At 70.2% G+C, this 25,583-nt stretch carries 31 protein-coding genes and 1 riboswitch; of the genes, 12 read left to right on the top strand and 19 right to left on the bottom strand.

Annotated features, from left to right (window positions below):
- The first annotated feature begins 62 nt into the window (after positions 1 to 62).
- A complete protein-coding gene (locus ACUZ2Y_RS11485) occupies positions 63 to 836 on the top strand; it encodes an enoyl-CoA hydratase-related protein (protein WP_476329684.1) in 774 nt (257 codons plus the stop codon).
- Here the strand turns inward: ACUZ2Y_RS11485 and ACUZ2Y_RS11490 are convergent.
- Genes ACUZ2Y_RS11490 through ACUZ2Y_RS11500 form a run of 3 tightly spaced genes read right to left on the bottom strand, consistent with a single transcriptional unit; the run spans position 827 to position 1,791 of the window.
- On the bottom strand, positions 827 to 1,132 hold the full coding sequence (locus ACUZ2Y_RS11490) for a barstar family protein (RefSeq protein ID WP_476329687.1): 306 nt from the start codon (positions 1,130 to 1,132) through the stop codon (positions 827 to 829). The two genes, ACUZ2Y_RS11485 and ACUZ2Y_RS11490, sit on opposite strands and share 10 nt — an antisense overlap.
- Positions 1,129 to 1,560: a guanyl-specific ribonuclease gene (locus ACUZ2Y_RS11495; RefSeq protein ID WP_476329689.1), complete on the bottom strand. Its 432-nt coding sequence runs from the start codon at positions 1,558 to 1,560 to the stop codon at positions 1,129 to 1,131. The genes ACUZ2Y_RS11490 and ACUZ2Y_RS11495 overlap by 4 nt, the downstream gene beginning before the upstream one ends.
- 9 nt (positions 1,561 to 1,569) lie before the next feature.
- A complete protein-coding gene (locus ACUZ2Y_RS11500; RefSeq protein ID WP_476329692.1) occupies positions 1,570 to 1,791 on the bottom strand; it encodes a hypothetical protein in 222 nt (73 codons plus the stop codon).
- Positions 1,792 to 1,858: 67 nt separating this feature from the next.
- Here ACUZ2Y_RS11500 and ACUZ2Y_RS11505 point away from each other — a divergent pair, with 67 nt between their 5' ends.
- The gene (locus tag ACUZ2Y_RS11505) at positions 1,859 to 2,824 is read left to right on the top strand and encodes a zinc-binding dehydrogenase (RefSeq protein ID WP_476329695.1); all 966 of its coding nucleotides are present in this window, start codon (positions 1,859 to 1,861) and stop codon (positions 2,822 to 2,824) included.
- Between the two features lie 67 nt (positions 2,825 to 2,891).
- Positions 2,892 to 3,770, top strand: a complete 879-nt coding sequence (locus tag ACUZ2Y_RS11510; RefSeq protein WP_476329698.1) for an alpha/beta fold hydrolase — start codon at positions 2,892 to 2,894, stop codon at positions 3,768 to 3,770.
- 72 nt (positions 3,771 to 3,842) lie between these two features.
- Here the strand turns inward: ACUZ2Y_RS11510 and ACUZ2Y_RS11515 are convergent, their stop codons facing one another.
- From ACUZ2Y_RS11515 to ACUZ2Y_RS11525, 3 genes are all read right to left on the bottom strand, one after another.
- Positions 3,843 to 4,904: an alpha/beta fold hydrolase gene (locus ACUZ2Y_RS11515; RefSeq protein ID WP_476329700.1), complete on the bottom strand. Its 1,062-nt coding sequence runs from the start codon at positions 4,902 to 4,904 to the stop codon at positions 3,843 to 3,845.
- 118 nt (positions 4,905 to 5,022) lie between these two features.
- The gene (locus ACUZ2Y_RS11520) at positions 5,023 to 6,054 is read right to left on the bottom strand and encodes an NAD(P)H-dependent flavin oxidoreductase (protein WP_476329702.1); all 1,032 of its coding nucleotides are present in this window, start codon (positions 6,052 to 6,054) and stop codon (positions 5,023 to 5,025) included.
- A 20-nt stretch (positions 6,055 to 6,074) separates the two neighbouring features.
- Positions 6,075 to 6,983, bottom strand: coding sequence for a TIGR04222 domain-containing membrane protein (locus ACUZ2Y_RS11525; protein WP_476329704.1), 909 nt, complete (start codon positions 6,981 to 6,983; stop codon positions 6,075 to 6,077).
- A gap of 80 nt (positions 6,984 to 7,063) precedes the next feature.
- Between ACUZ2Y_RS11525 and ACUZ2Y_RS11530 the strand changes: the two genes are divergently transcribed.
- The gene (locus ACUZ2Y_RS11530) at positions 7,064 to 7,489 is read left to right on the top strand and encodes an HD domain-containing protein (RefSeq protein WP_476329707.1); all 426 of its coding nucleotides are present in this window, start codon (positions 7,064 to 7,066) and stop codon (positions 7,487 to 7,489) included.
- On the opposite strand, the gene ACUZ2Y_RS11535 is transcribed toward ACUZ2Y_RS11530, so the two are convergent.
- Entirely contained in the window at positions 7,486 to 7,857 is a 372-nt protein-coding gene (locus ACUZ2Y_RS11535; protein WP_476329710.1) for an MmcQ/YjbR family DNA-binding protein, read from the bottom strand. The two genes, ACUZ2Y_RS11530 and ACUZ2Y_RS11535, sit on opposite strands and share 4 nt — an antisense overlap.
- A gap of 46 nt (positions 7,858 to 7,903) precedes the next feature.
- Here ACUZ2Y_RS11535 and ACUZ2Y_RS11540 point away from each other — a divergent pair, with 46 nt between their 5' ends.
- On the top strand, positions 7,904 to 8,302 hold the full coding sequence (locus ACUZ2Y_RS11540) for a DUF3224 domain-containing protein (protein WP_476329713.1): 399 nt from the start codon (positions 7,904 to 7,906) through the stop codon (positions 8,300 to 8,302).
- Here ACUZ2Y_RS11540 and lepA read toward each other — a convergent pair whose 3' ends face one another.
- From lepA to ACUZ2Y_RS11560, 4 genes are all read right to left on the bottom strand, one after another.
- Positions 8,303 to 10,141 carry a translation elongation factor 4 gene (gene lepA, locus ACUZ2Y_RS11545; RefSeq protein ID WP_476329716.1) on the bottom strand — a complete coding sequence of 613 codons (1,839 nt, stop codon included), beginning with the start codon at positions 10,139 to 10,141 and terminating at the stop codon, positions 8,303 to 8,305.
- Between the two features lie 50 nt (positions 10,142 to 10,191).
- Positions 10,192 to 10,989 (bottom strand): cytochrome c biogenesis CcdA family protein, encoded by a 798-nt coding sequence (locus ACUZ2Y_RS11550; RefSeq protein WP_476329719.1) that lies wholly within the window; start codon positions 10,987 to 10,989, stop codon positions 10,192 to 10,194.
- A complete protein-coding gene (locus tag ACUZ2Y_RS11555; protein ID WP_476329721.1) occupies positions 10,989 to 11,555 on the bottom strand; it encodes a TlpA family protein disulfide reductase in 567 nt (188 codons plus the stop codon). Before ACUZ2Y_RS11555 ends, ACUZ2Y_RS11550 begins: the two co-directional genes overlap by 1 nt.
- Before the next feature lie 84 nt (positions 11,556 to 11,639).
- Positions 11,640 to 12,020 (bottom strand): VOC family protein, encoded by a 381-nt coding sequence (locus ACUZ2Y_RS11560; RefSeq protein WP_476329724.1) that lies wholly within the window; start codon positions 12,018 to 12,020, stop codon positions 11,640 to 11,642.
- A gap of 51 nt (positions 12,021 to 12,071) precedes the next feature.
- On the opposite strand from ACUZ2Y_RS11560, the gene ACUZ2Y_RS11565 reads away from it, so the two are divergent.
- The 5 genes from ACUZ2Y_RS11565 to ACUZ2Y_RS11585 all read left to right on the top strand — a co-directional run bounded on the left by ACUZ2Y_RS11565 (position 12,072) and on the right by ACUZ2Y_RS11585 (position 14,897).
- Positions 12,072 to 12,506, top strand: coding sequence for a type II toxin-antitoxin system PemK/MazF family toxin (locus tag ACUZ2Y_RS11565; protein ID WP_476329727.1), 435 nt, complete (start codon positions 12,072 to 12,074; stop codon positions 12,504 to 12,506).
- A 65-nt stretch (positions 12,507 to 12,571) separates the two neighbouring features.
- On the top strand, positions 12,572 to 13,516 hold the full coding sequence (locus ACUZ2Y_RS11570; RefSeq protein ID WP_476329730.1) for an SPFH domain-containing protein: 945 nt from the start codon (positions 12,572 to 12,574) through the stop codon (positions 13,514 to 13,516).
- Complete coding sequence (locus tag ACUZ2Y_RS11575) at positions 13,516 to 13,716, top strand: type II toxin-antitoxin system antitoxin (RefSeq protein ID WP_476329732.1); 201 nt, start codon at positions 13,516 to 13,518, stop codon at positions 13,714 to 13,716. Before ACUZ2Y_RS11570 ends, ACUZ2Y_RS11575 begins: the two co-directional genes overlap by 1 nt.
- Positions 13,717 to 13,983: 267 nt before the next feature.
- The gene (gene rpsT / locus ACUZ2Y_RS11580; RefSeq protein ID WP_476329734.1) at positions 13,984 to 14,247 is read left to right on the top strand and encodes a 30S ribosomal protein S20; all 264 of its coding nucleotides are present in this window, start codon (positions 13,984 to 13,986) and stop codon (positions 14,245 to 14,247) included.
- A gap of 134 nt (positions 14,248 to 14,381) precedes the next feature.
- On the top strand, positions 14,382 to 14,897 hold the full coding sequence (locus ACUZ2Y_RS11585) for an acyl-CoA thioesterase (protein WP_476329737.1): 516 nt from the start codon (positions 14,382 to 14,384) through the stop codon (positions 14,895 to 14,897).
- An 80-nt stretch (positions 14,898 to 14,977) separates the two neighbouring features.
- Here ACUZ2Y_RS11585 and holA read toward each other — a convergent pair whose 3' ends face one another.
- Positions 14,978 to 15,955 carry a DNA polymerase III subunit delta gene (gene holA / locus ACUZ2Y_RS11590; RefSeq protein ID WP_476329740.1) on the bottom strand — a complete coding sequence of 326 codons (978 nt, stop codon included), beginning with the start codon at positions 15,953 to 15,955 and terminating at the stop codon, positions 14,978 to 14,980.
- A 118-nt stretch (positions 15,956 to 16,073) separates the two neighbouring features.
- Positions 16,074 to 16,203: riboswitch (SAM riboswitch) on the top strand.
- A gap of 11 nt (positions 16,204 to 16,214) precedes the next feature.
- Between holA and thrC the strand changes: the two genes are divergently transcribed.
- A complete protein-coding gene (gene thrC / locus ACUZ2Y_RS11595; RefSeq protein ID WP_476329743.1) occupies positions 16,215 to 17,480 on the top strand; it encodes a threonine synthase in 1,266 nt (421 codons plus the stop codon).
- A gap of 326 nt (positions 17,481 to 17,806) precedes the next feature.
- Here the strand turns inward: thrC and ACUZ2Y_RS11600 are convergent, their stop codons facing one another.
- From ACUZ2Y_RS11600 to nadD, 7 genes are all read right to left on the bottom strand, one after another.
- On the bottom strand, positions 17,807 to 20,332 hold the full coding sequence (locus tag ACUZ2Y_RS11600) for a ComEC/Rec2 family competence protein (protein ID WP_476329745.1): 2,526 nt from the start codon (positions 20,330 to 20,332) through the stop codon (positions 17,807 to 17,809).
- A 16-nt stretch (positions 20,333 to 20,348) separates the two neighbouring features.
- Positions 20,349 to 21,203, bottom strand: coding sequence for a ComEA family DNA-binding protein (locus ACUZ2Y_RS11605; RefSeq protein ID WP_476329748.1), 855 nt, complete (start codon positions 21,201 to 21,203; stop codon positions 20,349 to 20,351).
- A gap of 131 nt (positions 21,204 to 21,334) precedes the next feature.
- Complete coding sequence (locus ACUZ2Y_RS11610; protein ID WP_476329751.1) at positions 21,335 to 22,183, bottom strand: DegV family protein; 849 nt, start codon at positions 22,181 to 22,183, stop codon at positions 21,335 to 21,337.
- Between the two features lie 78 nt (positions 22,184 to 22,261).
- Positions 22,262 to 22,984, bottom strand: a complete 723-nt coding sequence (octT, locus tag ACUZ2Y_RS11615; RefSeq protein ID WP_476329754.1) for a diglucosylglycerate octanoyltransferase — start codon at positions 22,982 to 22,984, stop codon at positions 22,262 to 22,264.
- Between the two features lie 2 nt (positions 22,985 to 22,986).
- Positions 22,987 to 23,601, bottom strand: a complete 615-nt coding sequence (locus ACUZ2Y_RS11620; RefSeq protein ID WP_476329756.1) for a histidine phosphatase family protein — start codon at positions 23,599 to 23,601, stop codon at positions 22,987 to 22,989.
- A complete protein-coding gene (gene rsfS / locus ACUZ2Y_RS11625; RefSeq protein WP_476329759.1) occupies positions 23,598 to 23,984 on the bottom strand; it encodes a ribosome silencing factor in 387 nt (128 codons plus the stop codon). The genes ACUZ2Y_RS11620 and rsfS overlap by 4 nt, the downstream gene beginning before the upstream one ends.
- A 56-nt stretch (positions 23,985 to 24,040) precedes the next feature.
- A complete protein-coding gene (nadD, locus tag ACUZ2Y_RS11630; protein WP_476329761.1) occupies positions 24,041 to 24,631 on the bottom strand; it encodes a nicotinate-nucleotide adenylyltransferase in 591 nt (196 codons plus the stop codon).
- Positions 24,632 to 24,878: 247 nt separating this feature from the next.
- Between nadD and ACUZ2Y_RS11635 the strand changes: the two genes are divergently transcribed.
- Positions 24,879 to 25,562, top strand: coding sequence for a nitroreductase family protein (locus ACUZ2Y_RS11635; RefSeq protein WP_476329764.1), 684 nt, complete (start codon positions 24,879 to 24,881; stop codon positions 25,560 to 25,562).
- Positions 25,563 to 25,583 lie beyond the last annotated feature (21 nt).

Raw genomic sequence — 25,583 nt, forward strand, 5'->3', positions numbered from 1 at the left:
GCGCCTGGCGACTCGCCTTGGCGGGATCCTGGCGTCGGCGAGGCGTGGATAGTCTGGTCGGCATGGCTGACGAGTTGGTGCACTACGAGGTTTCCCGAGGCGTCGCGCGGATCACTTTGGACTCCCCGCACAACCGCAACGCGCTGTCGCGGCAGTTGCGCGGCGAGCTGCGTGACCACCTGTCCGCGGCGCTCGCCGACGAAGCAGTGCGGGTGATCGTCCTCGACCACACGGGTCCCGTGTTCTGCGCGGGCATGGACCTCAAGGAAGCGGGCGGCGCGTCGTCCGGCGACCAAGGGGTCAACGAGTTCCCCGCGATCCTGGAGCAGATCTGGACCAGCCCGAAGCCGGTCGTCGCCAAGCTGGCCGGACCGGCCCGCGCGGGTGGCGTGGGCATCGTGGCGGCGGCGGATATCGCCGTCGCCGTCTCGGACGCAACCTTCGCGTTCACCGAGGTCCGCATCGGCGTCGTGCCCGCGATCATCTCGGTGACCGTGCTGCCGCGCCTGCTCCCCCGGGCCGCGCACGAGCTGTTCCTGACCGGTGAGAGCTTCGACGCCGAGCGCGCCGTGCAGATCGGGCTCATCAACTCCGCCGTCCCCGCCGAGCGGCTCGACGCCGAGGTCGACCGCTACACCGGGATGCTCGCCCTCGGCGGCCCGCTCGCGCTGGCGGCCACCAAGGAGATGCTGCGGCGCATCCCGGCCGCGGACCTGTCCGCGGACTTCGAGGAGATGCTCAAGCTGTCCGCCGGGTTCTTCGCGAGCCCGGAAGGCCAGGAGGGAATCACCGCGTTCGCGCAGAAGCGCAAGCCGAACTGGGTGCCTCAGGACTGAGACTTGGCCAGCACGACGGAGAGGGTGCGGCTGGGATCGGTCGCACCCTCGACGGCGTCGTCGAGGACCTCGCGGATCGCGCGGTAGCCGGACGGGTCCGCCTTGGCCAGGACCTCCGAGTGCGTCCAGATCAGCACGTGCTCGCCCTTGGGCAGCCACGACAGGTCCGTCAGGCAGTCGTAGAGCCCGTCGAGGTTGTGGCCGAACCAGTCGGGGAACGACAGGGTCTTGGAGATCGCGGTGTACATCGTGCGCTTGCTGCGCACGCTGGAGCCGTCCAACACGTGTTCGATCATCGGGTCGGGTCCACGAGCACGAAGGACGCGTAGTGGTCGCCGGTGTAGAACAGCTCTTTCCCGCTGCCGTGGATCAGGCGGCGGGCGCCTCGGTCTGGACTGCCAGGGGTGGGCACGGTGTACTCCCGGTAATAGCCGGACTTCTTGGCGGGCAACAGTTTCTCGCGGTTCTGGAACGTCGTGCCGTCGTTGCGGGGATAGGGGAACGGCCCGTCGCGCTGGATGAGCCGCCAGGTGTCGGCGGCCTCCTTGGGCAGTTGTGACAGCGGCCGCACGTCCAGCCCTGATTCCACACCAGGAACGGCCGACGCGCCCGGCGACGCCGGAGCGGCGGCGTCGCCGGAGCCGACCTCCCGGATCAGCCACCCGGCGAGGACCAGCACGACGAGGCCGACAAGGGCGGCGGTGATGCGTTTTCTCGAACCCACCCGGTCAGCCTACGAATCCGTGTCGGGACCCGCGCGCGACCCCAGCGGGCGTTCGTCGCGGGAGGTGCCGAACCGGGCCGACGCGTAGTCCACGACCCGGTCGATGGCCCAGGCCACCACCACGCAAAGCGGCAGCAGCACGGCCATCACCAGGGTGAACTGCGCCGCGAACGGGAGCTGGATGACCCACAGCTCCACGTCGTTCCACCAGTCCGACAACCCGTCAAGCACGCTTCGACAGTAGACCTTGGCCACTTCCGCGCGGCACCGGCCGCCGCCGGTGGATAAGTTGACGACCATGTTCGCCGTCTACGCCACCGCGCCCAGCCCGGATGACCCGCTAGCCGCCCTGGAGATCGGGGAACGACCCGAGCCCGAGGTGCCCGACGGCTGGGTCGCCGTCTCGGTCAAGGCCGCCAGCCTCAACATGCACGACCTGTGGACCCTGCGCGGGGTCGGGATCAAGGCCGAGCGGTTCCCGATGATCCTCGGCTGCGACGGCGCCGGGGTGCTGGCCGACGGCACCGAGGTGGTGCTGCACTCGGTCATCGGCGATCCGGCGTGGACCGGCGACGAGACCCTGGACCCGACGCGGACGCTGCTGACCGAGAAGCACCAGGGCAGCTTCGCCGACACGGTGGTCGTGCCCGCCCGCAACGCGCTGCCCAAGCCCGCCGGGCTCAGCTTCGCCGAGGCGGCCTGCATGGGGACCGCGTGGCTGACCGCCTACCGGATGCTGTTCGTGAAGTCCGGGCTGCGCCCCGGGCAGACCATGCTGGTGCAGGGCGCCTCCGGCGGTGTGTCGACGGCCCTGATCGAGCTCGGCAAGGCCGCGGGCCTGCGGGTGTGGGTCACCGGCCGCACCGAGGAGAAGCGCGCGCTGGCCACCGAGTTGGGCGCGCACGCGGTGTTCGAGTCCGGCGCCCGCCTGCCCGAGAAGGTCGACGGCGTGTTCGAGACCGTCGGCAAGGCCACCTGGTCGCACTCGATGCGCGCACTCAAGCCCGGCGGCATCATCGTCGTCTCCGGCTCCACCAGCGGCCCGGACCCGAGCGCCGACCTGCAGCGGCTGTTCTTCCTGCAACTGCGCGTAGTCGGCTCGACCATGGGGACCCGCGACGAACTGGCCGACCTGCTGCGGTTCTGCGACACCGCCGGAATCAAGCCGCGGATCGGCGCGGAGATGCCGTTCAAGCAGGCCAGGGACGGTTTCCAGCAGATGCTCGACGGCGAGACGGCCGGCAAGATCGTCTTCACTGGCTAGGGCGTGTCCACTTTGTTACCGGCGCGTATCGAGGATTTCTCGCGTTCGTCGCCTACATTCTGACGCTATGTCGGACGCCATTCAGGTGACGCGCCACACGTATGGCGGAGTGCGCACGCGGGCGCTGTCGGTCGGCTCCCGCCGCCGCGGCCCCCGCGTCGTGCTCCTCCACGGCTTCGGCGACTCCGCCGACACCTGGCGTGGCGTGCTGGCCGAGTTCGCCGCGCGCGGGTTGTCGGCGGTCGCCGTCGACCAGCCCGGCTTCGGCGAGGCCGACGGCCTGGCGGAGGGCCCGATCCTCCCGCAGCTCGACGCTTTCCTGGCCGCGCTGGTGGCGTCGGAGGCCCGGTCCGGGCAGGTCGTGCTCGTGGGGAACTCGATGGGCGGCACGGCGGCGGTCCGCGCCGCGCAGAACCAGGCGCTGCCGCTGGCGGGCGTCATCTCCATCGCCGCCCCCGGCTTCAGCGACTCATGGTTGCTACGTGCCCTGAGCGACAACGCGCTGCCGGTGCGCCTGTACTCGTGGCTCCCGGTGCCGGTCCCCGGCCTGGCGGTCCGCGCGATCGCGTCCACGGTGATTCCCCGCATCCTGTTCGCCCGACCCGGCTCGGCCTGCCCCGACGCGGTCGCCCGGTTCGCCGCCCTGGTCCGCGACCACGGTTCGGCGAAGGAGCTGCTCGGCCGAGGCCAAACGCTCCTGAGCGAACTCCACGACGCCTACCGACCGCAGGACATCCGGTGCCCGTTGCTGGTAGTCGCGGGCCGCCGCGACCGCCTGGTCGCCGTGGAGGCGGGCCGGCGCCTGCATGAGGACGTCGAGCACAGCACCCTGCGAATCCTGGACGACTGCGGTCACTGCCCGCAGCTCGACGACCCCGCGCTGACGGCCGACCTGATCACCAACTTCGCCGCGAACACCCGCCGCAGGTCACTGGTTGCGAACTAGAACTCCCGCGCCGAATGTCGAACTCGGTTGCCTGGAGGGGCGACTCGGTTGCCTGGAGGGGCGACTCGCGGATCAGCTGTCGTGGCGGGTCTGGAAGTCGTCGATCAAAGGCCACGTTCCCTGCCGGGCGCCGCGGCCCGTCAGTACGCCCAGGTGGCCGCCGGGTGCCGTTTCGAAGCGGACCTCCGCGGCTTCCGGCAACAACTCCGTCAGCTTCCGCACCGATTTCACCGGCGCGATCGCGTCACCGCGGCCGGCGATCACCAGCGTCGGCTGCTTGACCCGGCCGATCTCGACCCGCGTCCCACCGAGCACGATCGCACCCTCAGCCAGGTCATTGGCGCGGAAGAACCGGTGGTAGATCTGCGCGACAGTCCGGCCGGGGTAGGCGACCATGTTGTCGGTGAACCGGTCCACCGCCTCGATCTGGGCGAGGTAGTCACGGTCGGCGAGATTGCGTGCGATGGAGATCGGCTTCATGACCTGCTTGTCCAGCCCGCTGATCTGAAATGCCCGCCGCACCAGCGGAGCCGGAATCGACCCGAACGCCTGATACACCGGCGTCAAAGCGTATCCACCAGTCGCTTCGATCAACGGGCGCAGTGGGGCTACCAAAGGGATCGCCTTGAAATCGAACGGGCTGGCGATCACGGTCAGCGACGCGATCGGGAAGGCGCCCATGCGGGCCGCGGCCAACACCGACATGATGCCGCCGAGGCACCAGCCGACGACGTGGACCGGCTTGCCCGTCCGCTCGTGCACCGCGCGCACAGCGGCAGGCAGTACCTCTTCGACCCAGTGCTCCAAGCCCAGACCGCGGTCCGCGAACCCGATGCCGCCGTACTCGACCACATACGTCGGCCTGCCCCGCGAGACCAGGTGCTCGACGACGCTGCAGCCGCGGCGCAGGTCGAAGCAGTAGTCGGGGACGGCCAGCGGCGGCACGAGCAGGGTCGGGTGGCCGGTGGCCTCGACGCCCTCGGGCAGGTGGTACTCGAACACCGACCGGGTGCGGCCGGAGTCGACCGCGGTGCGCGGCAGCGGCCGGAAGTCGGCGAAGCCGCCGAACAGCGCCTTGTGCGCGACGTTCTCGGCGGCGGCCCGGACCGTGCCCAGAGTGGGAAGTCCAACCATGGGGGAACTCCCTCGACGAAGTGGATTACGCCGAGGTTAGACACCGACCGTGTCCGCCGTGGACCTCTCTGTGGGCAACCGCACAACAGTCCACTTCAGATTCAGCATGGTCGCCCGGCTATTTCGCGTGTCGCTGCGCCAATCGGGTGACCGCGGCCGAGAGCTCCCGCGCGAGCGTGCTGATCACCTCGGCGACCGGCGCTTCCCGCGCGAGCGGGTATCCCTGGCCCGCCCACAGCGCCATGGCCTCCGGGTCGCGGGCCTTCGCGGCGGCGGTGCGGATCGGGCGGGTCACGTGGTGGATCTCCGGGTACGCGGCGGGCACGTGCGGGCCGTACTCGGCGATGAACCTGTTGGCCATGCCGCGCGCGGACCGTCCGCTGAACGCACGGGTGACTACGGTCTCCCGCTCCCCCGCCGCGAGCGCTTCCCGGTGCGCGGGCTGGGTTCCGGCCTCCGGGCACCGCAGGAACGCCGTGCCCAGTTGAGCTGCGACCGCACCGGAGGCGAGCACGGCGGCGATGTCGGCGCCGTGCATGAGGCCGCCGGTGGCGATCAGCGGCAAGTCCGTCTCGGCCGCGATGAGCCGCAGCAGGGGCAGCAGGTCGTAGGCCGGGGCGTCCGAGGTGAACGAGCCGCGGTGCGCGCCCGCGGCCGATCCCTGCACGCACAAGGCATCCACGCCAGCAGCGGCGCGCGCTTCGGCGGGTGTGGTGACCGTCGCCACAACGGTGGCGCCGACGGCGTGCAGGCGCGCGGCGTCCTCGGCGCTGGGAAGGCCGAAGGTGAAGGACACGCACGGGACCCGGAGCTCGACCAACAAGTCGATCTTCGCCGGGTAGTGGTCGTCATCCCAGGTCGGGTCACCCGGCTCGACGCCGAGGCGGTGGGCTTCTCCCGACACGAGATCCCGGTAGGCGCCCAGATCCGCCGCGAACTCCGCGCCGGGCACGAACACGTTGACACCGAACGGCTTCGACGTCAGCGCGCGGGTGGCTTCGATCTGCTCGCGCAGGGCTTCGGGGCTGAGGTAGCCCGCGGCGAGGAAGGCGAACGCGCCCGCCTCCACCGCGCCCGCGACGAGCGCGGGAGTGCTGGGCCCACCGGCCATGGGGGCGATGATCACCGGTACTTCGAGGTCAGCGAACACCCTCCGACAGTAGCCGCCGGTCAGCCGCCGCAGCCGCCGCCTCCGCCACAGCTGCTGCCGCTGGAACAGCTGCTGCCACTGCCGCTGGAGCTGTCCGAACTGCTGGAGCTGCTCCCGCAGCCGCTGCCGCACCCGCCGCCGTCGCTCGATGTGGAGGTGGAGGCGGTGTTCATGGCGAGGATCTCGCTGAGTTCCTCGTCCGGGAACGCGGTCAGGCCGTAGAGCGCGATCGGCCCGAGGACGGCGAAGCCGACCATCGCCCCGGCCGCGGCCATCCGCGGCGAATGCGTGCGGTGATAATTCAGCGCTTCACGACCGCGCGGAGCGATCTTGCTCTTGGCCCTGCCCAGGATGATCCGGCCGACGATCCAGATCCCCAGCGTGACGAACAGCGCGACCATGAGGTCCTCGATCGGGCGCTCCAACTGGAGGCCGTTGACCAGCCTGGCGAGACCGACGCCGATGATGACCAGGAACAGCCAGTGCACCCGCCGCAGCCGCGCCGCCCGGTGCATAGAGGTGATGAAGCCGCGCTGGGCAAGGGTGTCGATCATCTGCCTGCCCAGCGGGCTGTTCGCGAAGCCGAGCGGACGCAGCTTGCCCGCCTTGCGGTACCGGGCGTAGACGTAGTCCTGCACCGGATCGGCCGGGCCGGGGCCACCGGCGGCCCGGGTGACGACGCCGCTGCGGCTGACCCGGACCGCGCCGCCGGAAAGCAGGCCCGCCAGCGCGGTGTGCTCGACCCGGGTCGGGCCCGCGGCGAGCAGGGCGAGGTCGTACGGGCTCAGGTCACCCCGGTCGCCCGGCCGCGGCTGCGCCACCGACCGGGAACGGACCTTGGCCACGATGACCGCGACGACCGCGACCGCCACGGCGATCCAGTAAAGCTGCATGAACTCCGGACCGGTCAGTCCCCAGGGCTCATCCACGTCGGCCTCCTCAGGCGGTGTTGTCTCCAGGACGTTCGTGATCGACGTGCGGTTCCAGCGAAGGCGGCTAGATTTTCGGCATGTTCACCGTCGATGACGCCATCCGGATCGCCCGCGACGCGCACGAGGGCCAAGTCGACAAGTCCGGCCGACCCTACATCGGGCATCCCTTGCGGGTGATGAAAAACGTCAGCGGCGAGCACGAGCAGATGACCGCGGTGCTGCACGACGTCATCGAGGACACCGCGGTGACCGCGGAGGACCTCGCGGCGCGAGGCTGTCCGCCTGAGGTGGTCGCGGCCGTCGTCGCGATCAGCAAGGTGCCCGACGAGGACCAGGAGGTGTACCTGGCCCGGGTCGCGGCGAACCCGATCGCGCTGGCGGTCAAGTTCGCCGACATCGCCGACAACACCTCCCCGGACCGGCTCGCGAAGCTCGACGAGCACACCCAGCGCCGACTGCGCGCCAAGTACTCCGCGGCGCTGGCCTTCCTGGGCGCCTCCTAGCCGCGCGCGTCGAGTTCGGCGACCAGCCGCTTCGACGCGACCATCCGGTAGGCCTCCTCGACGATCTCGGCGACCTCGTCCCAGTCGACCTCGACGTCGACATACACGCCGAGCCAGCCCCGATGCCCCACGTAGGGCGGCCGGAAGTACCGCTCCGGGTCCTCGGCGACCATCTCCTCCTGCACGCCCGGCGGCGCCGCGCACCAGAAGGCGACACGGTCGTCGTGGTGGTGGGCGGCGTAGGTCAAGAAGGTCTTCTTGTCCCGGACGAACCACGTCGGCTCGCCGTGGCTGACCCGCTCGGTGGCCTCGGGCATCGCGAGACACAGCGTGCGCAGTGCCGAAAGCGGATCACGCGTGTCGGTCATGGGTGCCATGATGCCGGTGAGGCACGACAGTTCACCAGGGAGAAGCATGTCCGAGCATGTCAGCGGCGAGTTCGTGATCGACGAGTGGAAGGCCGAAGACCCGTACGACGACGACGGCGGGACCCACCTGGGCCACGTCACGCTGACCAAGACGTTCTCCGGCGCGCTCGTGGGCACCAGCGAGGTGCACATGATCGGCGCGCAGAACCCGGAGGCGGGCACCGGGGCGTACGTGGCGATCGAGCGGGTCCACGGCGACCTGAACGGCCGGGCGGGCAGCTTCGTGCTGCAGCACGCCGCCACCGCGTCCCCCGACGAGCAGTCGGCGAAGGTGACCGTCGTGCCCGGGACGGGGACCAACGAACTCGCCGGGCTGACCGGCGAGTTCGTGATCACCCGCCACGAGGACGGCAGCCACACCTACACGTTCGACTACGAGGTCTAGCTACTTCTTCTTGGTCGCCGAGTCGTCGGTCGACAAGGCGGCGACGAAGGCTTCCTGGGGGACCTCGACCCGGCCCACCATCTTCATCCGCTTCTTGCCTTCCTTCTGCTTCTCGAGCAGCTTGCGCTTACGGCTGATGTCACCGCCGTAGCACTTGGCGAGGACGTCCTTGCGGATGGCGCGGATGGTCTCGCGGGCGATCACCCGGGAGCCGATGGCGGCCTGGATGGGCACCTCGAACTGCTGGCGCGGGATGAGCTCGCGCAGCTTGGTGACCATCCGGGTGCCGTAGCCGTACGCCGAGTCCTTGTGCACGATCGCGCTGAACGCGTCGACGCCCTCGCCCTGCAGCAGGATGTCGACCTTGACCAGCTCGGAGGCCTGCTCGCCGGACTTTTCGTAGTCCAGCGAGGCGTACCCGCGCGTGCGGGACTTCAGGTTGTCGAAGAAGTCGAAGATGATCTCGCCGAGCGGCATCGTGTAGCGCAGCTCGACGCGGTCCTCGGACAGGTAGTCCATGCCGCCGAGCTGGCCGCGCTTGCCCTGGCACAGCTCCATGATCGCGCCGATGTAGTCGCTGGGCGCGATGATCGTGCACTTGGTGACCGGCTCGAAGACCTCGGAGATCTTGCCCGTGGGCCAGTCCGACGGGTTCGTCACGGTCAGCTCGGTGCCGTCGTCCTGCACGACCCGGTAGACCACGTTGGGCGCGGTCGAGATCAGGTCGAGGCCGAACTCGCGCTCGAGCCGGTCGCGGGTGATCTCCAGGTGCAGCAGGCCGAGGAAGCCGCAGCGGAAGCCGAACCCGAGCGCGGCGGAGGTCTCCGGCTCGTAGGTGAGCGCGGCGTCGTTGAGCTGCAGCTTGTCGAGGGCCTCACGCAGGTCCGGGTAGTCCGAGCCGTCGACCGGGTACAGCCCCGAGTAGACCATCGGCCGCGGTTCGCGGTAGCCGGCGAGCGCCTCGGTGGCGCCCTTGCGCTCCGAGGTCACGGTGTCGCCGACTCGCGACTGGCGGACGTCCTTCACACCGGTGATCAGGTAGCCGACCTCGCCGACGCCGAGGCCCACGCTGGGCTTGGGCTCCGGGGAGATGATGCCGACTTCCAGCAGCTCGTGTGTGGCGCCGGTGGACATCATCTTGATCCGCTCGCGCGGGGTGATCTTGCCGTCGACCACGCGGATGTAGGTGACCACGCCGCGGTAGGTGTCGTAGACCGAGTCGAAGATCATCGCGCGGGCCGGTGCGTCGGAGTTGCCGACTGGCGCGGGGACCATCTTGACGACCTCGTCGAGCAGCTCCTTCACGCCGAAGCCGGTCTTCGCGGAGACCCGCAGCACGTCGTCGGGCTCGCACCCGATGATGTGCGCGATCTCGGCGGCGTACTTGTCCGGGTCCGCGGCGGGCAGGTCGATCTTGTTGAGCACCGGGATGATCGTCAGGTCGCGGTCGAGCGCCATGTAGAGGTTGGCCAGCGTCTGCGCCTCGATTCCCTGCGCCGCGTCGACCAGCAGGACGGCGCCCTCGCAGGCGTCTAGCGCGCGGGAGACCTCGTAGGTGAAGTCGACGTGGCCGGGCGTGTCGATCATGTGCAGGACATGCTCGGTGTCGTCGACGACCCACGGCAGGCGCACGTTCTGCGCCTTGATCGTGATACCGCGTTCGCGCTCGATGTCCATCCGGTCGAGGTACTGCGCGCGCATGTCCCGGGCCTCGACGACGCCGGTGATCTGCAGCATGCGGTCGGCCAGCGTGGACTTGCCGTGGTCGATGTGCGCGATGATGCAGAAGTTCCGGATCAGTGCCGGTGTCGTGAAGGTCTTGTCAGCGAACGTAGCCACTCAGGTCCTCGCATGGTCAATGGATGCGTACATCGTCCCATGCCCCTACGTCACGACTGATCCGGCGCTTTCCGGCGCCGCTGTGCGACGAGAACGGCACCCACCGTGAGCACCACCAGCGCCGCCACCAAAGGCACCGGACCGAGGTCGTCGAGGACTCCGACCAGCCAACCCTGCACTTCCGAGGCCGCCTCGACCACCGGATCGGCCGGGTCGCCGTCGCCGTGGAACAGCCGCAGCTCGTAGATCCCGTAGTAGCCGACGTAGAGGCCGGTGACCACGAGCAGCACCCCGCCGACCCGGTTGACGTACGGGAGCATCCGGCGCACCAGTGACGTCATCGACGCCGCCACCGCCAGCACCGCGACGACCAGGCCCATCCCCAGGCCGTAGACGACGAACGGGATGACGCTGCCCCCGCGAAGAGCGATGCCCGCGACCGCGAGGAACGGCCCGACCGCGCACGACAGCGACGCGACCGCGTACGCCACGCCGTAGCCGATCATGGACACGATCCGGGTGCTCGGCGCGCCGCGGCTGGGCTTGGGGATCGGCAGCGGCAGGTCGCGCCCGGACAGCAGCACGGCCCCGGCGACGACCAGCGCGGCGCCGATCACCACGGTGACGACCGGCAGGTACTGCTGCAGCGTCGCCGCGAACGGCGCGCTGAGCAGGCCGAAGATCCCGAAGACCGCGATGAACCCCACGGTCATCAGCGCGGCGGCGGCCAGCGCCCGGCCGACCTTGGCGCCGCCGACGAGCGCCAGATAGCCGGGCAGCATCGCGAACCCGCACGGGTTGACCGTGGCCAGCATGCCCGCGACGAGCGCGAGCCCCAGGTCACCCATCAGCCCGCGAGGCCCGCGACCTTGGCGGCGAGGGCGTCCTTGCTGAGCTGCCTGGTCTGCGTCTCGATGGTCCCGTCGGCGGCGATGAAGGCGTACGACGGCTGGTAGGTCACGCCGAAGCGCTGCCACAGGGCGGCCTCGGTGTCGGCGAGGTGGGTGAAGCCGCCGACGCCGCGCTTCTGGACGAAGTCGCGCATGGCCTCGAGCCGGTCCTGCGCGGCGACGCCGACGAAGGTGACCTTGCCTTCGTTCGCCTTGGCGACCTCGGCGAGTCCCGCCGCCTCACGCTGGCAGTTGGGGCACCAAGGAGCCCAGAACCACAGCACTGCGGGCTTGCCCGCGAGCGAGTCGCCGCGGAAGTCCTTGCCGTCGACGGTCAAGGCGGTGAACTGGAGCTTCTCCGGGACCGCGCTGGGGGTTGGGCTCGACTCTGTCGTGGGGGCTACCGCCGAGGTCGCGGACGTGGCAGGCGGAGCGGTCGTGCCGGGCTCACCGGCCGGAGCGGGCGCGCTACCGCACCCCGCCAGCAGGAGAAGGGCGGCGAGCACCAGGGCAGGGCGGCGCATTGAAAAACCTCCACGTCGTCGGACCCGAATCATCGCGCACGACGGCCCTTGGAAGTCCTTACGGGTTGATGACGTCCCCGGCGGTCACGGCGCCCGGGGGTCCCGCCGCATGGGGTGCTCGGGCGGAACCTGCACCAGGACGATCCGGACGCCGTCCGGATCGGCGAGCCAGGCCTCGTGCAGGCCCCACGGCTCCAGCCGCGGCTCGCGGGTGAACTCGGCGCCGCGCTCGCGGAGTTCGGCGACGGCGCCCGCGAGGTCGCGCACCTGCAGCCACAGCGCGAGGTCGGGCGACGCGGGCTCGGACCCCTTCGACGAGACCTCCAACTGGCCGCCGCCGAGAAAGAACACCGTGCCGCCGGGGAACTCGCGGAAGATCGCGAGGCCGAGGACGTCGCGGTAGAAGACCATGGACCGCTCGGGGTCACGCGGATGGATGATCACGCGGCTCGTCAGGAACTCCACACCACAAGTCCTACCGGGATTCCGGCTCGCCCGCGACTACGCTCGCGACCCGTGCGAGCTTCCTCTGATGATCCCCGACCCGCGCGCGGCGCGGTCCGGGAGGCGTCCACCGACCGTCCCGCCACCATCGACTACGCCCCGGATCTCGACGGGAACGCGGATCCGGGCGAGATCGTCTGGGCCTGGGTGCCCTATGAGGACGATCCGGACCGCGGCAAGGACCGGCCGCTGCTGGTCGTCGGACGGCAGGGATCGCACCTGCGGGCGCTGATGCTGTCGAGCAAAACTCCCCACGATCGCGAGCGCGACTACTGGCTCGAGGTCGGCTCCGGCAGCTGGGACCGCGACGCCCGGGTGTCGTATCTGCGGCTGGACCGGCTCTTCGACCTCGGTGAGGACGACATCCGCCGCGAGGGCTCGATCCTCGATGCGGACCGGTTCGCCCTGGTCGCCGCCGCCCTGCGGGAGCGCTACGGCTGGCGGTGACTGGACATGCTGCCCGAAAAAGTGATATCACTTTGCTTAGCAATAGATATCCAGGGGAGGACGCTATGACCACACCACAGGACTTCGAGCGCCCAGTGCTGCCGTCGCCGCGCGTGCGCGAGAAGGAGGCGTTCGGCTCGGCGGGGCTGCCGCTGGCGGGCGCGGCGTTCGTGCTGGCGGTCGCCGGGCTGGGACTGATCGGCGTCGGCATCGGGGGGCTCGCGGACAGCGTGGACATCAGCACGCCGGTCGCGGCGGGGGCGATCGTCCTGGGCGCCGTCGCCGTCATCGCCGCCGGGCTCGCGGGGGCCGGGCTCACCATGGTGGCGCCCAACGAGGCCCGGGTGCTGCAGTTCCTCGGCCGCTACACGGGCACGGTCCGGCTCGACGGCCTGCGCTGGGTGAACCCGTTCACCACCCGGCGCAAGGTGTCGACCAGGATCCGCAACCACGAGACCGCGGTCATGAAGGTCAACGACGCCGACGGCAACCCGATCGAGATCGCCGCCGTGGTGGTCTGGAAGGTCGAGGACACCGCCCGCGCGGTGTTCGAGGTCGACGACTTCATCGCCTTCGTCGCCATCCAGACCGAGACCGCGGTCCGGCACATCGCCAACACGTTCCCGTATGACGTCCACGGCGAGGACGCGATGTCGCTGCGGGACAACGCCGACGAGATCACCCGGCAGCTCTCCGCGGAGATCGCCGCCCGGGTCGAGGCGGCGGGGGTGCACGTCATCGAATCGCGCATCACGCACCTGGCGTACGCGCCGGAGATCGCACAGGCGATGCTGCGCAGGCAGCAGGCGGGCGCGGTGGTCGCGGCCCGCACACGGATCGTCGAGGGAGCGGTCGGCATGGTGGAGATGGCGTTGGCCCGGCTCGCCGAGAACGACGTGGTCGACCTCGACGAGGAGCGCAAGGCGGCGATGGTCAGCAACCTGATGGTCGTGCTGTGCAGTGACCGCGAGGCCCAGCCCGTGGTGAACGCCGGGTCGCTCTACCACTGATGGCCGAGCGCAAGAAGGTCCTCCTGCGGTTGGACCCGGCCGTGCACGACGCGGTGGCCCGGTGGGCGAACGACGAGCTGCGCAGCACCAACGCGCAGATCGAGTTCATGCTCCGCCGGGCCCTCGCCGAGGCCGGGCGACTGCCCGACGCGGCGGGCGGCCTCCCCCGGCGAGGCCGCCCACCAAGGGACAGTGCCTGAACCAGCCCTGCTGACAAACCGGCCGCGCTATCAACCGCCACCTAAGGGGACCGTGACGACACCCGACCACGGCCACCACCAATCCGCACTCATCACAGCCGCGGGTGACCAATCGTCAAAATTCCGGGGAGGCGGACGAGCCCAGGACCAGGCCTGTTAACCTTGCTCGACGCGCCGTACGGCACTCCGCCCTGGAGGAGACCTGCGCAAGCAGGGCCACATGAAGACAGCGGCACGCAATCCGCGTTTTGACTCGAGGAGTTACGCATGGCCAACATCAAGTCCCAGATGAAGCGCATCAAGACGAACGAGAAGGCGCGCCAGCGCAACAAGTCCGTCAAGTCCTCGGTCAAGACCGCGGTCCGCAAGTTCCGTGAGGCGACCGAGGCAGGCGACAAGGCCAAGGCCCAGGAGCTGCTGCAGGACGCCAGCCGCAAGCTGGACAAGGCCGCGGGCAAGGGCGTCATCCACGCCAACCAGGCCGCCAACAAGAAGTCGGCGATGGCCATGGCGGTCAACAAGCTCGGCTGACCCAAGCCTTCTCGACGGCGCCGTCCACCTCACAGGTGGGCGGCGCTGTCGGCGTCTGAGGGCACACTCGGCCTGCCCAAGCCTTCTCGCTCACTGGTCGGCGACGCCGTCGGCGTCTGGGGCACACTTCGCCCATGGATCTCGACCCGAAACCCACCTCCGCGGCCCGCACGTCGCTGTCGCACATCATGACCGCGCTGGACACGAACCTCCTGGGCACGGTGCATGGCGGCGTCATCATGAAACTCGTCGACGACGTCGCCGGGGCGGTCGCCCAACGCCACTCCGGCGGCCCGGCGGTCACCGCCGCCATGGACGGCATGACTTTCCTGCACCCGGTCCGAGTCGGCGATTTGGTCCACGCCCACGCGCAGGTCAACTGGGCGGGCCGGTCCTCCATGGAGGTGGGGGTGCGCGTCCTGGCCGAACCGTGGGACCGCGCAGGCGTCCCACCGACGAGGGTGGCCACGGCCTACCTGGTCTTCGTCGCGGTGGACGGCGACGGCAACCCCCGGGCAGTGCCCGCGGTACTGCCCGAAACCCCAGAAGACGAACGCCGCGGCGTCGAGGCCGAGATCCGCCGCAAGAACCGGTTGGCCCGCCGCGACGAAATCCTCGCCAGCCGAGCCCCCAAGCCGGTGACTGAGTAACTCGACGGCCAACACCCAGCTGGGGTATCCACTTCGCTCTTCATCCCCGGCTTCCCTGGCCAGGAGGGGGGAGTTTCAGCTCACTCCCGACGATGCGCCTTGGCGAGCCGGAGGACGGCCCGCTCCAGGGCGTAGTCGGCGTCGGCGGCCACGCCCTTCACGTCGGCGTTGACCTCGGCGACCACCCGCATCGCCTCGACCAGTCCGGCTTGTTTCCACCCGCGGCTCTGGGCCAGGGCCTTCTTCACCTTCCACGCGGGCATTCCCAGCTCACCGGCCAACCGGAACGGATCAGCCCGCCCCGCCCCGGCCACCCGCGCGACAGTTCGGACGGCGTCGGCGAGGGCGTCTGCCACCAGCACGTGCGGCACCCCGAGGTGCATCGCCCATCGCAGCGCCTCAAGGGCGCCGGGGATGTCGCCGGTCACGGCTTTCTCGGCGACCGCGAAGCCGGTCACGTCCGCACGGCCCCGGTGGTACCGCCGGACCGCCTCCTCCGTCACCGCCCCCGCGGTGTCCGCCACCAACTGCGCGGAGGCGGCGGCGAGTTCCCGGAGATCCGAGCCCACCGAGTCCACCAAGGCCGCGACGGCGGCCGGGTCGGTCTTGCCGCCCGCCCGGCGGATCTCATTGCGGACGAACGCTTCCCGCTCGGCGGGCTTGGTGATCTTGGCGCACTCGGTGACGACCGCTCCTGCCTTGCGCATCGCGGCGACGATGTCCTTGCCCGCTTTGCGCCCGCCGCCGTTGTGGACGACGACGAACACGATGCCATCGGCGGGGTTCCTCACATACGAGATGATCACCGTCGCGATGTCCTGGGTGGCCTCGTGCGCGGCGTCGATGACGATCACCCGGGCTTCGGCGAACAGTGACGGCGAGACCAGTTCGGCCAGCTCAGGGGATGTGAGTTCAGCCACGCGCACCCGGGTGAGGTCGGCCGACGGGTCGGCGAGGCGAGCCGAGTCGAGTGCGGCGCGGATCGCGCGCTCGACCAGCAATTCCTCCTCCCCCAGCGCGAGTTGCAGAGGTGCCGGGGTGACCGCGGGCGAGTTCACGCTGGGAATCCTGCCATGTATGGACGACACCCGCGGGCGCGCAACCACTCTCGGATACTGGACGCTCGGTGGCACCTGCCGGACACGGTGCCGTAGCGTCGCCGCCATAACTGAATACCGCTCATCCAGAGGGGCAGAGGGATCGGCCCGAAGAAGCCCCGGCAACCGGCGTGAGCCATGTCTTCCTCAGGGGAGACGTGTGCGCGATCACGGTGCCAATTCCGACCCGCTTGCGGGATAGATGAGGAGATACCTCGCGATGACATCGGCAGTCGACGCCCAGCGTCCCACCACCCTCGACCTTGGTTCCGCGCGCGCTCTGTCGTGTCGCGAGTGCGGCCACCAGATCCCGCTCGCCGCGGAATTCGCCTGTGCCGAGTGTTTCGGCCCGCTTGAGGTGTCCTACGAGTTCGGCAAGATCACTCGTGCGGACATCGAAGCGGGTCCCCAGTCCATCTGGCGCTACCGCGGGCTGCTCCCCGTGCCCGCCGATGTCGACGCCCACCCCAACACCGAGCCCGGCATGACGCGCCTGGTCAAGGCCGACCGCCTCGGCGCCGCGCTCGGCATCAAGAACCTCTGGGTCAAGGACGACACCGGCAACCCCACGCACTCCTTCAAGGACCGCGTGGTCGCCGTCGCCCTCGCCGCCGCCCGCCAGCTCGGCTTCTCCGTGCTCGCGTGCCCGTCGACCGGCAACCTGGCCAACGCCGTCGCCGCGGCAGCGGCCCGCGCGGGCTGGGATTCCGTCGTCCTCATTCCCTCCTCTCTCGAGCGCGCCAAGATCCTCACCACCGCCGTGTACGACGGCGCCCTGATCGCCGTCGACGGCAACTACGACGACGTCAACCGGCTCGCCACCGAACTGGCCGCCGAACACGAGGACTGGGCGTTCGTCAACGTCAATGTCCGCCCGTACTACGCCGAGGGTTCCAAGACCCTCGGCTACGAGGTCGCCGAACAGCTCGGCTGGCGGCTTCCCGGGCAGGTCGTGATCCCGGTCGCCTCCGGCTCGCAGCTCACCAAGGTCGACAAGGCGTTCCGCGAGTTCGGCGACCTCGGCTTGGTCGAGGCCACCCCGTACCGCATCTTCGGCGCCCAGGCCACCGGCTGCTCGCCGGTGTCGACGGCCTACAAGGCGGGCAGCGACGTGATCCAGCCGGTCAAGCCGGACACCATCGCCCGCTCCCTCGCCATCGGCGCCCCCGCCGACGGCCCGTACGTCCTCGACTCCGTCCGCCGCACCAACGGTGCTGTGGAGGACGTGACCGATGAAGAGGTCGTCGAGGGCATCCGCCTGCTGGCCCGCACCGAGGGCATCTTCGCCGAGACCGCGGGCGGCGTGACCGTCGCGACCGCGAAGAAGCTCGTCGAGAACGGCAAACTCGACCCCGACGCGGAAACAGTCCTGCTCATCACCGGCGACGGCCTCAAGACCCTGGACGCTGTTCAGGACAAGATCGGCCCCCTCGCCACAGTCCCCCCCTCAGCCGCCGCCGTGCGCGAGGCCCTATCCCGTAGGTGACCCGTTTGCTCTGGGGATCGACGACCCGCTAGCTCGATCCCCAGAGCAAGGCTCCACTGACCGTGATCACCGCTCCCCTCAGCGAACCGTCGAGGGGAACCTCGGCATGCACCCGAACAAGCACTTGCGCGCGCGATGGTGACGGACGGACCGATCCCACAGCCTGCCCGACCGATCGCCGCCACGCTGAAACGCCTGCCCGACCGATCGCCACCACCTCCGAAACGCCTGCCCGATCAATCGCCACCACCTCCGAAACGCATGGGGCAGAACCCAACGGCCAGTTTTGGGTGGTTCGCCTTGATTCGGCGGAAATGGAGCTAAACTCACGGTGCGGGTGGGTTCCCCCGCCTCTTCACCCGCACAGCCCCATTTCGAGGGGTCCCCGAATCAAGGCGAACCACCCGAACAAGCACCCAGCAACGAGACCGCCGAGCCACAACACATGGCAGCACAGGCGGTCCACGAGCACCCCGCCGCCGAATCCCCGGCCCCGGCACCACCGCACTGTCACCATCACCATCGGTACGCGCCACAAGAGTCCCCAAGTCCCGCAATACATCCATCGTTCGCGGACTGGGATGCCCATACCGATTCCGAGCGCCAACGCTCACCAACGCGACCCGAGCCCCCACCGCCGCCAGGAATTCCGGCGAAGTCGTACGAGAACCATGATGTGGCACCTTCACGACATCAGCCGAAATATCCACTTCGGACGCGATCAGGTCGGCTTGCGCGGCCAGTTCGATGTCGCCGGTCAGCAGGACTCGTCCAGCCGTCGTGGACGCACGGAACACCAGTGAGCGGTTGTTGATCGCGGTGCCGGTGGTCTCGTCGTCAGCTCTCTCCTTTCTGTTGTGGGACAACACTTCGATAGTCAGCGAAGGCCAGCTCAGGCGTTGACCGCCCGCCAAGTCGACCACCGGCACCCCCGCCTGCTCGGCTTCACGGCGCACTTGTCGCCACGCCCAGTCCGGGGTTCGGCCCGACCCGACTGCGATGGCGCCGACCGACCGTCCCGCGAGGACACCCGCCAGGCCCCCGACGTGGTCGGCGTGGAGGTGGCTCAAGATCACGAGCGGCACCCGCGTGACCCCGAGCCGGTCGAGGCAGTCGTCGACCGGGCCCGCTTCCGGACCGGTGTCGACCACGACCGCGCGGTCGGACTCCCCCGCCGCCAGCGCGATGGCGTCTCCCTGGCCCACATCGCAGGCGACGGCCGCCCAGTCCGCCGGTGGCCAGCCGGGCGCGAGGACGCGGACCGGGACCACCACGACCAAGACCGCCACCAGCGCCAAGGCCAGCACCGAACGGCCCAGCCGGGAACGCCACGCCACGGCGGTCGCCACCACGACGACCACCAGCAGGGCGCCACCCCACCAGCCGTCCGGCCACGCCACCGCCGCACCGGGGAAGTCCGCCGCGTGCCTGGCGACCGTGATCACCCAGTCCAGTTCCGGGCCTGCCAGTCGGACACACCAGTGCGCCGCCCACGGCCACACCGGCATCACCACGGCCGCGAGCACACCGAGCACCGTCGCCGGGGCGATGACCGGCGCGACCACCAGGTTGGCGGCGACCGCGATCAGGCTGAGCTGGCCACTCATCCCCGCCACCACCGGTGCCGTCACCACATGCGCCGCCGCGGGCACGGCGAGGGCTTCGGCCAACCCTCGCGGCACCCGCCGCCGGGCCAGCGCGTCCGCCCAACGTGGCGCCAGCAGGACGAGGGCACCCGTGGCCAGCACCGACAGCACGAAACCGAACGCGGTGGCCATCCCCGGGTCGACCGCGACCAAGACGATCACGGCCGTTCCGAGCGCGGGCAGCGCCGACCGGTCGCGGCCCAGCGCGAGGGCCAGCAGGCCGACCGCGCCCATGACACCGGCGCGCAGGACGCTCGGTTCCGGTCCGGCCAGGATCACGAACCCGACGAGTCCGAGCAGCGCGCCTGCCGCTGAGCCGTACGGGCCCGCCCGCACCGCCCGCAGGAGGAACAGGATCGTCAGGCACACGATCGCCAAGTTCGCCCCGCTCACGGCGAGCAGGTGGGACAGCCCGGCCACCCGGAACTCGTCGACCACGGTCGGTGAGAGCCCGTCGGTGTCGCCGACGATGAGCGCGGGCAGCAAGCCTGCGGCCTCCGCGTCGAGCACACCAGCCGCCCGCCGCAGTCCGGCCCGCAGCGAATCGGCGGTCTGCTGCCACCCGGGCGCCGCGCCGACCGACGTCGGCGGACCACGCACCCGCAGGACCGCCACCGTCAGCTGACCGGACGCGGCAGGGGCGAGTGTTCCCCGGGCGGTGAGGGTCTGGCCGGGCAGCAGGTGTGACCACGGTTCGACTGGGGCAACGATCAACACCCGCGCGTGGCTGTCGATACCCTCGGCGCCGACAACCGTCGCGGGGATGACCACAGACCCGATTCCCGGCTGCATCCCGCCGAATCCCGCCGTGCGTACCGGCTTCGGCCGCTCCCGCACCTCGACCTGGAGCACCACCCCCTGACCTCGGGCGGCCGGCTCGTGCAAGGGATCGGTCGCCGCGTCCCGGATCTGTCCCGCCACCGGCCACAAAGCGAGCACCCCGCAGAGCAACAGAGGCCACGCCGCCTGCCGGACCGGCCACCCGCACAGCGAGGACACCGGCGCTCCGGCAGGAGAGACCTGACGCCTTGTGCTCGGGACCGTCATCAGGATCGCGATGGCCGCCAAGAGCATCACGCCGCCGCCGACGACCGCGCACACCCAGTGGACCAACAAGCCCAGCGCGGCACTGAGCCACAGTGCGACCGCCGCGAAGATCAGCCTCCAGTCGTGTGTCGCGTGTGGACGGACAGGCGACGGCAGCATCGGATCGGCTCCCCCGCTACCTGACGGTGACGAGTTCGCGCAGGGATTCGTATTTGGCCGGACCGATTCCGTCCACCTCCCGAAGCTGGTCGACCTTGGTGAACCGGCCGTGTTTCGTGCGCCATTCCACGATCCGCTGGGCGGTGATGGACCCGACGCCGGGAAGCGTGTCGAGTTGGATGGGTGAGGCCGTGTTCAGGTCGATCGGTCCCGGTTGCGTCAGCTGGGCCGAGGCGGCGGGCGGAATCGGGACTCCGACGTGGATCTGCTCGCCGTCGACCAGCCGCCGGGCGAGGTTGAGCGCGGTCACGTCGGTCCCCGGCAGCGTGCCGCCGCCTGCCTGGAGGGCATCGGCGACCCGCGATCCCTCCGGCAGGGTCCGCAGGCCAGGCTGGACGACCTTGCCGACCACGTCGACCACTACCCCCGGCTTCGCCGGGCTGCTCACCCGGTCGACAGCGGCGGCCACCGGGAGCTCGGGTGGCACTTCGGCCTTGGGGCCGCCCGAGAACGCGACGAAGGCGCTGATCACCCCGGCGATGAGCACGGCGGCGATCATCATCGCGATCGGGAAACGCCGGGGTGGGCGCTCGCCCGGACTGAAATCGCGGATGGCGGGTGGGCGCCACCAAGGCGTGCCCTCCGTGCTGGTCCAGCGGGTGATCAGGCGGCCGACCCTGCCCGCACGCCACCGCTCTGGGGCCGCGCGGCGATGCCGGGGTGTGGGGTTCTCGGCAGGTTCCGGATCGGCGGAGACGACGCGATAGTCGGCTCCGGCGGCGGGTGTGTCCCATGGTCGGTCGGCGGCCGCGGTGAGGCGGTGCAGGACGTCGTCGATGTGGGCGGTGCGGGATTGCTTGGTGGCGAACATGGAGTCGACGTTAGGGACGCGGGCTCGGCTGCGGCAGACCCCGCGGTCGAGCTGTGGACAGCACGCCGGAGGGTGTGGATGAACCGCCCGCGGCGGGCCGGATTGTCGGGCTCGTGTGCGATGTTGGGCGGTTACAGCCGACCGGGACAGATCACGACACCGAGCACGCCGGGGCCGGTGTGGGCGCCGATGACCGCGCCGAGTTCGGAGACCACGCACCCCGATGACGAGCCGATTCGCTCGTCGAGCCGGGCGGCGAGTTCGGCGGCGCGGTCGGGCGCGGCGAGGTGGTGGACGGCGAGTTGCACCGGCTGGTCCCCAGCGGCCTCGGCGGCGAGGTCGACCAGACGCGCGAGGGCTCGGCTGGTCGTCCTGACCTTCTCCAGCGGGACGATCTGGCCGTCGTGGACGTGCAGGATCGGTTTGACCGACAGCGCGGTCCCCAGGAAGGCCGCCGCGGCCCCGATCCGGCCACCGCGGCGGAGGTAGTCGAGGGTCTCGACGAACATGAAGCTCTTCGTGTGCGCGGCGGCCTCGACCGCGGCGGCCTCGACCGCGGCTCCGTCGCCGCCTTCCGCGGCGACGGCGGCGGCGCGCAGGGCGGCGAAGCCCAGGCCCATCGCCGTGGTGCGGGAGTCGACGACGCGGACGCGGTCCGGGTCGACCTCCTCGGCGGCGAGGCGCGCCGATTCCCACGTCCCGGAGAGTTCGCTGGACAGGTGGACCGACAGCACGCCGTCCGCCCCTTCGTCGAGCAGCCTGCGGTATTCGGCGGCGAACTCGGCGGGGCTCGGTCTGGACGTGGTGACCACGCGGTGGTCCTTGAGCGCGGCGGTGAGTTCGGCGGGCCCGATGTCGATGCCGTCGCGGCCCTCGTTGTCGTCGATGTGCACGAACAGCGGCACGACATGGACCGCGTGCCGGTCCGCGAAACCCTCAGGGAGGTAGGCGGTCGAGTCGGTGACAACGGCGAACGGCACGACACGGGAGCCTAATCGGACGGACCGCCCGAACCTACGACAACCACTGCGCGGCGCTACGCCGACTGGGCGAAACGCTCAGTGCGAGTTCGGCTCGACCAGCGACGCGACGAGCGCGCCCAGGGCCTTGCCCACGTCGGCGTGCCCGGACCAGCCCCAATGCATGCCGTCCGGGTTGCCGTGGCCCTCCAGCACGTGCGCCCCGACGAGCTCAGCCGAGTCGAGCAGGCTCACCCCGGCTTCCTCAGCCCACTCCCGCATCGCGCGAACCGCGAGATCGCGGCCGGTGTGGACGAAGCCATAAGACGGAGCGCGGTGGTACCCGGGCAGCAGGGCGATCACCGGGAGGTCGGGCCGCAAGGACCGGATCGCCACGACGATCATGTCCAGGTAGCGGACGGTCAGCGCGGGGGGAAGCGCCACCGGCCGTCCCCTGGTGAGGCGCGCGAGAATGGGCTGGGCGGCGCTGTACCCCTTGCGCACGCCGCGGCGCAGGCCGTCGGGCCGCAGGTAGCGGATGCCCTGGCGCAGGTAGGTCGGCAGCGGCGACGGCAGGGTGTCCATGCCGCCGACCGCCAGGACCAGCACGTCGGCCTTCGGCAGTTGCGTCCACACACGAGGATCGCCGGTAAGAGACCAGTAGGCGTCTCGCGCGGTCCAGCCGAAGCCTGCGAAGAGTTCGGTGTGGCCACCGATGGCCGCGGCGGCCACATTGGGCCAGAGGCGCGGATCGTCGGCCGGATGGGGGCCATCCGGGCCGTGGAAGCTCAGCGAGTCGCCGAACATCAGCACGGTGGGCACGGCTATCCGGTGATGCCCGCGTTGTACGCGATCAGGCGCCAGGACAGGCCGCTGGTCTCTCGGCGCGCGAGGACCGTCCAGTGACAGTTGCTGATGCCACCGAGTTGAGACCAGTTGGCCACGGGGAGGTCGAGCAGCCCGCCGGTCAGCGCCGTGATCAGGCCGCCATGCGCGCACAGGACGGCCGTCTCCTCGGCGCCGGTGTCGAGTTCGGCGACGACCTCGGCGGCGCGGGCGGCCACCTCGACCCGGCTCTCACCACCGGGCGGGGTGACCGTCGCGTCGGTCTGCCAGCGCCTGCGCACGCCCGGCCAGCCGTCGTCGACCTCGACGCTGGTCTTGCCCTGCCAGAGGCCGAGGTTGGTCTCCCGCAGCCGCTTGTCGATCCGCAGCGGAACGCCCGTGGCCTCGCTGAACACCGTGGCGGTGTCGGTGGCGCGGCGGAGGTCGGAGGCGACGACGATGTCCGGGGAGAACCGGGCCAGCGCGGGGACCGCGAACCGGGCCTGGTTCCACCCCACCTCGGTCAGATGTGAGTCGAGATGGCCTTGCATCCGGCCGGAGGCGTTGTAATCGGTCTCTCCGTGCCGCCAGAGCACGAGAGTCCGCAGACTCACGTGTCCCCGTCCTCGTCGGCGGGTGGGGCCGCGTCGAATTCGATCCGCGGGCAGTCCTTCCACAGCCCCTCGAGACCGTAGAAGACCCGCTCCTCGGTGTGCTGGACGTGCACGACGACGTCGACGAAGTCGAGCAGCACCCAGCGGCCCTCGCGGGCGCCCTCGCGGCGGACGGGTTTGGTGCCCGCCTCGCGCATCTTCTCCTCGATGTTCTCGACGATCGCGCCGACCTGGCGTTCGTTCGCCGCGGAGGCGATCACGAAGCAGTCGGTGATGACGAGCTGGTCGGACACGTCCAGCACGATCACGTCGCCGGCCTTCTTGTCCGCGGCCGCGGTGGCCGCGACCAGTGCCAACTCGCGTGCGGCGTGCGTGGCTGTCACGTTTCTCCCTCAAGTGTCAACGGGTACTACAACCCGTCGAGGGTACCTGGAGGCGCTCAGGCCTCCGCGACGTAGAGGTGGCGTTTCGAGATGTACTGCACTACCCCGTCGGGCACGAGGTACCAGACCGGCTCGCCGTCGGCCACGCGTGTGCGGCAGTCGGTCGACGAGATGGCCATGGCGGGGACCTCGATGAGGCTGACCGAGCCGGACGGCAGGTGGGTGTCCGCAAGGTGGTAGCCGGGTCGCGTGACCCCCACGAAGTGCGCGAGGCGGAACAGCTCTTCCGCGTCGCGCCAGGACAGGATCTGCTGCATCGCGTCGGCGCCGGTGATGAAGAACAGCTCGTCATCGGGGTATTTCGCGCGCAGGTCGCGCAGGGTGTCGACGGTGTATGTCACCCCCGCCCGGTCTATGTCCACGCGGCTGACCGAGAACCGGGGATTGGACGCGGTGGCGACGACAGTCATCAGATAGCGGTCTTCGGCGGCGCTGACCTCGCGGTCGCTCTTCTGCCACGGGTGGCCGGTCGGCACGAAGATCACTTCGTCGAGGTCGAACCGGGACTGGACTTCGCTGGCCGCGACCAGGTGGCCGTGGTGGATGGGATCGAACGTCCCGCCCATGATCCCGATTCGCCGCGACATAGCTGATCAGCGTACGGACAGGTATCGGGAAAGTCCTGAGATGTGTGGGCGGCGTCTCGCGAGGGGGGTTCGGGAGACGCCGCCGCACAACTGTGGGGACCGGTGGGCTGGGGGTTACCACCGGGCGCGGCCCGCTCCCCTGCGGCGGCCGCGCACTGGTGAAACGAGCCCTGGGCCGATCCATGACGCGGTTTAGATGACCTTTCCGGTATGACCGCCGACACTGTCGGACCGGCAGACTCGGGGCATGGCTTGGGCTCCGATTCACGATCTCCCGTACACCCCCGTTCCCTACCGGCCGGACCGGATCAGCGCGCATGAGGCGCTGCGCACGGCCGCGTCCATGCGGGAGAAGATGCAGGCGCGGCGGACCGTGCGCTCGTTCTCCTCCGACTCCGTCCCGGAGCAAGTGATCATCGACGCGATCGCGGTCGCCGCGACCGCGCCCTCGGGCGCCCATCAGCAGCCGTGGACGTTCGTGGTCGTCACCGACCCGGAGGTTCGCGCGCGCATCCGCGAAGCGGCCGAGGAGGAGGAACGGATCTCGTATGACGGCAGGCTCGGCGACGAGTGGCTCTCGGCCCTGCGTCCGCTGGGCACCGACGAGCACAAGCCGCACCTGACCGACGCGCCCTACCTGATCGTGGTCTTCGAGCAGCGGTACTTCCTCGACGGCGACAAGCGGCACAAGCACTACTACGTCGACGAGTCGGTGGGCATCGCCGTGGGGATGCTGTTGACCGCGCTGCACCTGTCGGGTCTCGCGGCGCTGACACACACACCGAGCCCGATGCGGTTCCTCTCCGAGGTGTTGAACAGGCCGCGCAACGAGAAGGCGTTCGCGGTGATCCCGGTCGGGTACCCGGCGGCGGACGCGGTCGTCCCGGATCTGGTGCGCAAGGACCTCGACCAGGTGATGGTGCGGGTCTGACTGTTCGGCGGGCGCCGAACG

Source organism: Actinokineospora sp. UV203 (genome assembly GCF_056323665.1).

Excerpts from the sequence above, each read along its gene's own strand:
- ACUZ2Y_RS11540 (WP_476329713.1), top strand. The coding sequence starts at position 7,904 with ATGTCCGAGCATGTCAGCGGCGAGTTCGTGATCGACGAGTGGAAGGCC.
- ACUZ2Y_RS11555 (WP_476329721.1), bottom strand. The coding sequence starts at position 11,555 with ATGCGCCGCCCTGCCCTGGTGCTCGCCGCCCTTCTCCTGCTGGCGGGG.
- ACUZ2Y_RS11530 (WP_476329707.1), top strand. The coding sequence starts at position 7,064 with ATGTTCACCGTCGATGACGCCATCCGGATCGCCCGCGACGCGCACGAG.
- ACUZ2Y_RS11570 (WP_476329730.1), top strand. The coding sequence starts at position 12,572 with ATGACCACACCACAGGACTTCGAGCGCCCAGTGCTGCCGTCGCCGCGC.
- ACUZ2Y_RS11575 (WP_476329732.1), top strand. The coding sequence starts at position 13,516 with ATGGCCGAGCGCAAGAAGGTCCTCCTGCGGTTGGACCCGGCCGTGCAC.
- ACUZ2Y_RS11600 (WP_476329745.1), bottom strand. The coding sequence starts at position 20,332 with ATGCTGCCGTCGCCTGTCCGTCCACACGCGACACACGACTGGAGGCTG.
- ACUZ2Y_RS11535 (WP_476329710.1), bottom strand. The coding sequence starts at position 7,857 with ATGACCGACACGCGTGATCCGCTTTCGGCACTGCGCACGCTGTGTCTC.
- ACUZ2Y_RS11605 (WP_476329748.1), bottom strand. The coding sequence starts at position 21,203 with ATGTTCGCCACCAAGCAATCCCGCACCGCCCACATCGACGACGTCCTG.
- ACUZ2Y_RS11585 (WP_476329737.1), top strand. The coding sequence starts at position 14,382 with ATGGATCTCGACCCGAAACCCACCTCCGCGGCCCGCACGTCGCTGTCG.
- ACUZ2Y_RS11515 (WP_476329700.1), bottom strand. The coding sequence starts at position 4,904 with ATGGTTGGACTTCCCACTCTGGGCACGGTCCGGGCCGCCGCCGAGAAC.
- ACUZ2Y_RS11485 (WP_476329684.1), top strand. The coding sequence starts at position 63 with ATGGCTGACGAGTTGGTGCACTACGAGGTTTCCCGAGGCGTCGCGCGG.
- nadD (WP_476329761.1), bottom strand. The coding sequence starts at position 24,631 with ATGTCGCGGCGAATCGGGATCATGGGCGGGACGTTCGATCCCATCCAC.
- ACUZ2Y_RS11635 (WP_476329764.1), top strand. The coding sequence starts at position 24,879 with ATGGCTTGGGCTCCGATTCACGATCTCCCGTACACCCCCGTTCCCTAC.
- ACUZ2Y_RS11550 (WP_476329719.1), bottom strand. The coding sequence starts at position 10,989 with ATGGGTGACCTGGGGCTCGCGCTCGTCGCGGGCATGCTGGCCACGGTC.
- rpsT (WP_476329734.1), top strand. The coding sequence starts at position 13,984 with ATGGCCAACATCAAGTCCCAGATGAAGCGCATCAAGACGAACGAGAAG.
- ACUZ2Y_RS11505 (WP_476329695.1), top strand. The coding sequence starts at position 1,859 with ATGTTCGCCGTCTACGCCACCGCGCCCAGCCCGGATGACCCGCTAGCC.
- ACUZ2Y_RS11490 (WP_476329687.1), bottom strand. The coding sequence starts at position 1,132 with ATGATCGAACACGTGTTGGACGGCTCCAGCGTGCGCAGCAAGCGCACG.
- thrC (WP_476329743.1), top strand. The coding sequence starts at position 16,215 with ATGACATCGGCAGTCGACGCCCAGCGTCCCACCACCCTCGACCTTGGT.
- ACUZ2Y_RS11510 (WP_476329698.1), top strand. The coding sequence starts at position 2,892 with ATGTCGGACGCCATTCAGGTGACGCGCCACACGTATGGCGGAGTGCGC.